The following is a 4787-nucleotide window of genomic DNA, read 5'->3' on the forward strand; positions in this document are numbered from 1 at the left end:
GGCAGTGGTTGAGCCTGATGTTTCTGTGGCGACTGCATGATTGCTATCGCTGGCAAGCCAGCTCCCACAGTGACCGAGTCACACGCATAATTTGTAAACACTCCAAACCCTGTGGGAGCTGGCTTGCCAGCGATGGGGCCATCAGCATCAGCTGATAAATACCAGACAAACAAAAAGGCCCGCATCACTGCGGGCCTTTTCATTTACAGCGGTGGGGCAGGGTGGTTTAACCCGCCACCAGTACCCGAATCGCTTCCAGACGCAGCGCCGCTTTATCCAGCATCGCCAGACCCTGTTCACGCTGCTGGCGCAACGCATCGAGTTCGCTGTCGCGCACGGTCGGGTTGACCGCTTGCAATGCGGTCAGGCGCGCCAGTTCTTCGTCGGTATCGGCGGCCAGACGACGCCGGGCCTCGGCCACGCGCTCGGCGTGACGCGGGGTGATCTTGTCTTCACCCGCGTTGATCCGTGGCGTCAGTTGATCGCGCTGGGCCTGGATGAACTTGTTGGCGCTGGCGCGAGGTACGCTTTCCAGTTGATCGTTGAGGGTTGCGAACGAGACCCGTGGTGACAGGTCGTTGCCGTTGGCGTCGAGCAGGCAGCGCAAGGCGGCCGGCGGCAGGTAACGGCCCAGTTGCAGCGAACGCGGGGCAACCACTTCGCTGACATAGAGCAGTTCCAGCAGCACGGTGCCCGGTTTCAGTGCCTTGTTCTTGATCAGCGCGACGGCGGTGTTGCCCATCGAACCGGACAGCACCAGGTCCATGCCGCCCTGCACCATCGGGTGTTCCCAGGTGATGAACTGCATGTCTTCGCGCGACAGCGCCTGGTTGCGGTCGTAGGTGATGGTCACACCTTCGTCGTCGCCCAGCGGGAAGCTGGCGTCGAGCATCTTCTCGCTCGGCTTGAGGATCAGGGCGTTTTCCGAGTGGTCTTCGCTGTCGATGCCGAACGCGTCGAACAGGGTTTCCATGTAGATCGGCAGGGCGAACTGGTCGTCCTGTTCAAGGATCGCCTCGACCAGCGCATCCCCTTCGCCAGCGCCGCCGGAGTTGAGTTCCAGCAGACGGTCGCGACCGGTGTGCAGCTCTTGTTCCAGACGCTCGCGCTCGGTGCGGGCCTCGTCGATCAGTGCTTGCCACTCGCCGTCATCGGCTTCTTCGAGCAGCGGCAGCAGGCGCGGGCCGAACTGATGCTGCAAGGCGTTGCCGGTCGGGCAGGTGTTGAGGAACGCGTTCAATGCTTCGTGGTACCACTGGAACAGGCGCTCTTGCGGGCTGGTTTCCAGGTACGGCACGTGCAGTTCGATGATGTGCTTCTGGCCGATCCGGTCGAGACGACCGATGCGCTGCTCGAGCAGGTCCGGGTGCGATGGCAGATCGAACAGCACCAGGTGATGAGCGAACTGGAAGTTGCGACCCTCACTGCCGATTTCCGAGCAGATCAGTACTTGCGCGCCGAACTCTTCGTCGGCGAAGTAGGCGGAGGCGCGGTCACGCTCAAGGATGTTCATGCCTTCATGGAACACCGTGGCCGGGATGCCGGAACGCACGCGCAGGGCGTCTTCCAGGTCCATCGCGGTTTCGGCGTGGGCGCAGATCACCAGCACTTTGGTGCGCTTGAGCATTTTCAGCTGATCGATCAGCCACTCGACGCGCGGGTCGAATTTCCACCAGCGCTCTTCTTCGCTGGCGTCCGGCTGGGCCTGGAAGCTGACTTCCGGGTACAGCTCGGCGTGATCGCCCAGCGGCAGTTCGAGGTATTCGTCCGGGCATGGCAGCGGGTAAGGGTGCAGTTTACGCTCGGGGAAACCCTGCACGGCGGCGCGGGTGTTACGGAACAGTACGCGGCCGGTGCCGTGGCGGTCGAGCAGCTCACGCACCAGACGGGCGCTGGCTTCGCTGTCGCCATCGTTGACCGCGGTCAGCAGGGCCTCGCCTTCGTTGCCGAGGAAACCGTGGATGGTCTTGTGCGCTTCGGGCGACAGGCGTCCCTTGTCGAGCAGCTCCTGCACGGCTTCGGCCACCGGGCGATAGTTCTCGCTCTCGGCGCGGAAGGCGGCCAGGTCGTGGAAACGGTTCGGGTCGAGCAGGCGCAGACGGGCAAAGTGGCTGTCCTGACCGAGCTGTTCCGGGGTCGCGGTGAGCAGCAGTACGCCGGGAATCACCTCCGCCAGTTGCTCGACCAGCGCGTATTCCGGGCTGACCTTGTCTTCGTGCCACACCAGGTGATGGGCTTCGTCGACCACCATCAGGTCCCAGCCGGCGGCGAACAGGGCATCCTGCGCCTTCTCGTCTTCGACCAGCCATTCCAGCGCAACCAGTGCCAGCTGGGTGTCTTCGAACGGGTTGGTGGCATCGCTTTCAATGAAGCGTTCTTCGTCGAACAGCGCAACCTGCAGGTTGAAGCGGCGGCGCATTTCCACCAGCCACTGGTGCTGCAGGTTTTCCGGCACCAGAATTAGCACGCGATTGGCGCGGCCCGAGAGCAGTTGGCGATGGATCACCAGGCCGGCTTCGATGGTTTTCCCCAGACCCACTTCGTCTGCCAGCAGAACCCGCGGCGCGATGCGGTCGGCGACTTCACGGGCGATGTGCAACTGGTGCGCGATCGGTTGCGCACGCACGCCGCCCAGGCCCCAGAGCGAGGACTGCAATTGGCGGCTGGTGTGTTCCAGGGTGTTGTAGCGCAGGGAGAACCATGGCAGCGGGTCGATCTGTCCGGCGAACAGACGGTCGCTGGCCAGACGGAACTGAATGAAGTTCGACAGCTGGGTTTCCGGCAGGGTGACGGCTTCGTTCTGCCCGTTGAGACCGTGATAGACCATCAGCCCGTCGACATCGTCGACTTCGCGCACGGTCATCTTCCAGCCTTCGAAGTGAGTAATGGTGTCACCCGGCGAGAACCGAACGCGGGTGAGGGGCGCATTCCGTAGCGCGTACTGGCGGGTTTCGCCAGTGGCCGGGTAGAGCACGGTCAACAAGCGGCCGTCCTGTGCCAGAACGGTGCCTAAACCAAGCTCTGCTTCGCTGTCACTGATCCAGCGTTGCCCCGGTTGATACTGCTGCGCCATGCTGCCTGACTCCCACCTTGAAAAAGCGGGCTATCTTAACGGAATGCAGGCTTCAGGGCCAAAGATTACTGGGTAGGAGCTGCCGCAGGTGCGATCTTTTGATCTACGGAAACACCTGAGTTCTACGTTGTCCCATTAAAAGATCGCAGCCTTCGGCAGCTCCTGCAGTGCCAACCCGGTCACAAGTTTGCGACCAGTGGCTCAAGGCGCCTTTGCCGCAGCCGATAGCCTGCTGACAGGAGACCCTTTATATGCTGCCACCGATGCTCCCCCTGAGCGCTGTGCCGATCACTTCCCAGCAGGATCCGATTCGCCAGCGGCCGGACATTCCTCCGGTGGTGCCGGTGCATGAAAGCTCCAACGAAAGCACGATCGACCTGCAAAAGCGTGACCCGGAAGAGGATCGTCTGCTGGCGCGGGAAGAACAGCGCCGTCAACAGGAACGCGATCGGCGCCGTCGCGAAGCCGACGAAGACCCGGAAGAACACCTCGCCGTGCCGGGCACCGAGCTCAATGCCGACAACACTGTGCCGGTGGTGCCGCTGATGGAAGATCAGCCGCGCCAGGGCTTGTGGGTCGATATCGAGATCTGAGTCCGCCGATTTACACGAATTGTTGTCGGGTGCCGGTGTCAGGCTGCATGATTGGCGCAGCCTGCCGCTGATGCGGCAGTTGTGTTTTCTTCCAAGTGATGCGCTGAACGCCATGAGCCAAGATGAAAAAACTGATCGACCTCGGCACTGAAACGCGCCAAGCGTGTGCATGATCTCAACGAAAAAGCGGCTGAACGAAGTGCGCAAGGCCTTCGAGCAGGCCATGCCGTTGGGAAAAACCCAGAAAAAGCCGAAAAAGAAAACCGAAAAAGCGTTGATCTCCCCCTGCATCCTTTGATGCAGGTCAGTTATTTTCCCGCCTTTATCCTCTGTGTTGACCGGACTTGATCCTGGTCAATTTCTGCGCCTGCGCGATTGGTTAACTTAGCTCCATCGCAGCAAAGCAGGGGCCAGGAGGCCACAGTCATGTTTTTCGATAACGTGGTGTTTGCCGGGGTTCTGACCGTAGGTCTCATGGTTCTGTTTTTTTGCAGGGTTTGGATTTTTTTATCTGGAAGGACGCGCATAAGCGCAAGAAGTAGGTCTTTTCGGGTTTGATGAGCACGCAAGGCATTTTGGGCGACTTCGGTTGCCCTTTTTTTTTGTCTTGGCGGCCTTTGGGCCGACCATGTTCTTGGGGTTCTGGGTGTAGATCCGTTTCTGCGGGTGATGCTTATTACGGTTCCGCCCTTACGGCGGGTCACTTTGGCAAACGCCCCAAAGTAACCAAAGGGCTTTACCCTGACGTTCGGCCCTCGCTTAGGCTCGGGTTCCTTCGCTACGGGATTCATCCGGGGGCAGCGCCTACGGTTTGCTTCGCTGCACCTCCTCTCGCTGTGTTTGGCTGCGCCAAACGGTCGCTGCGCTCCCACCCCGGATAAATCCCTCCACTCAGCCTGCCGACGGGCCCTCAGATCAAGAGCGGTACTCGAGCTAACGCTCATCGTGTTGAGTGGGGCGCTTCGCCGCATGGGGTGTGCACGAATAAAGTTGTGGGAGCCAGCCTGCTGGCGATGGCGGCCTGACAGCCGACCAATTTCTGACTGAAAACACCCGATCCCACTGTGGGAGCTGGCTTGCCAGCGATGGCGGCCTGACAGCCGACCAATTTCTAACTGATG

General features: G+C 60.9%; 2 protein-coding genes and 2 pseudogenes. 3 read left to right on the forward strand and 1 reads right to left on the reverse strand.

Annotation, left to right across the window (positions count from 1 at the left end):
- Positions 1–226: 226 nt before the first annotated feature.
- Positions 227–3073 (reverse strand): RNA polymerase-associated protein RapA, encoded by a 2847-nt coding sequence (rapA, locus tag HT737_RS22255; RefSeq protein ID WP_182404014.1) that lies wholly within the window; start codon positions 3071–3073, stop codon positions 227–229.
- 251 nt (positions 3074–3324) lie between these two features.
- Here rapA and HT737_RS22260 point away from each other — a divergent pair, with 251 nt between their 5' ends.
- The 3 genes and pseudogenes from HT737_RS22260 to ccoM all read left to right on the forward strand — a co-directional run bounded on the left by HT737_RS22260 (position 3325) and on the right by ccoM (position 4208).
- The gene (locus tag HT737_RS22260) at positions 3325–3666 is read left to right on the forward strand and encodes an aspartate-semialdehyde dehydrogenase (protein WP_182404015.1); all 342 of its coding nucleotides are present in this window, start codon (positions 3325–3327) and stop codon (positions 3664–3666) included.
- Positions 3667–3778: 112 nt separating this feature from the next.
- Positions 3779–3964: pseudogene (locus tag HT737_RS22265) on the forward strand (hypothetical protein).
- 128 nt (positions 3965–4092) lie between these two features.
- Positions 4093–4208: pseudogene (gene ccoM, locus HT737_RS32420) on the forward strand (cytochrome c oxidase subunit CcoM).
- The last annotated feature ends 579 nt before the right edge of the window (positions 4209–4787 follow it).

It is taken from the genome of Pseudomonas sp. MD195_PC81_125, assembly GCF_014060985.1.
Classification (GTDB): domain Bacteria; phylum Pseudomonadota; class Gammaproteobacteria; order Pseudomonadales; family Pseudomonadaceae; genus Aquipseudomonas; species Aquipseudomonas parakoreensis.

Bases quoted from the DNA above. Each gene is read 5' to 3' on its own strand.
- rapA (WP_182404014.1), bottom strand. From the start codon at position 3,073: ATGGCGCAGCAGTATCAACCGGGGCAACGCTGGATCAGTGACAGCGAA.
- HT737_RS22260 (WP_182404015.1), top strand. From the start codon at position 3,325: ATGCTGCCACCGATGCTCCCCCTGAGCGCTGTGCCGATCACTTCCCAG.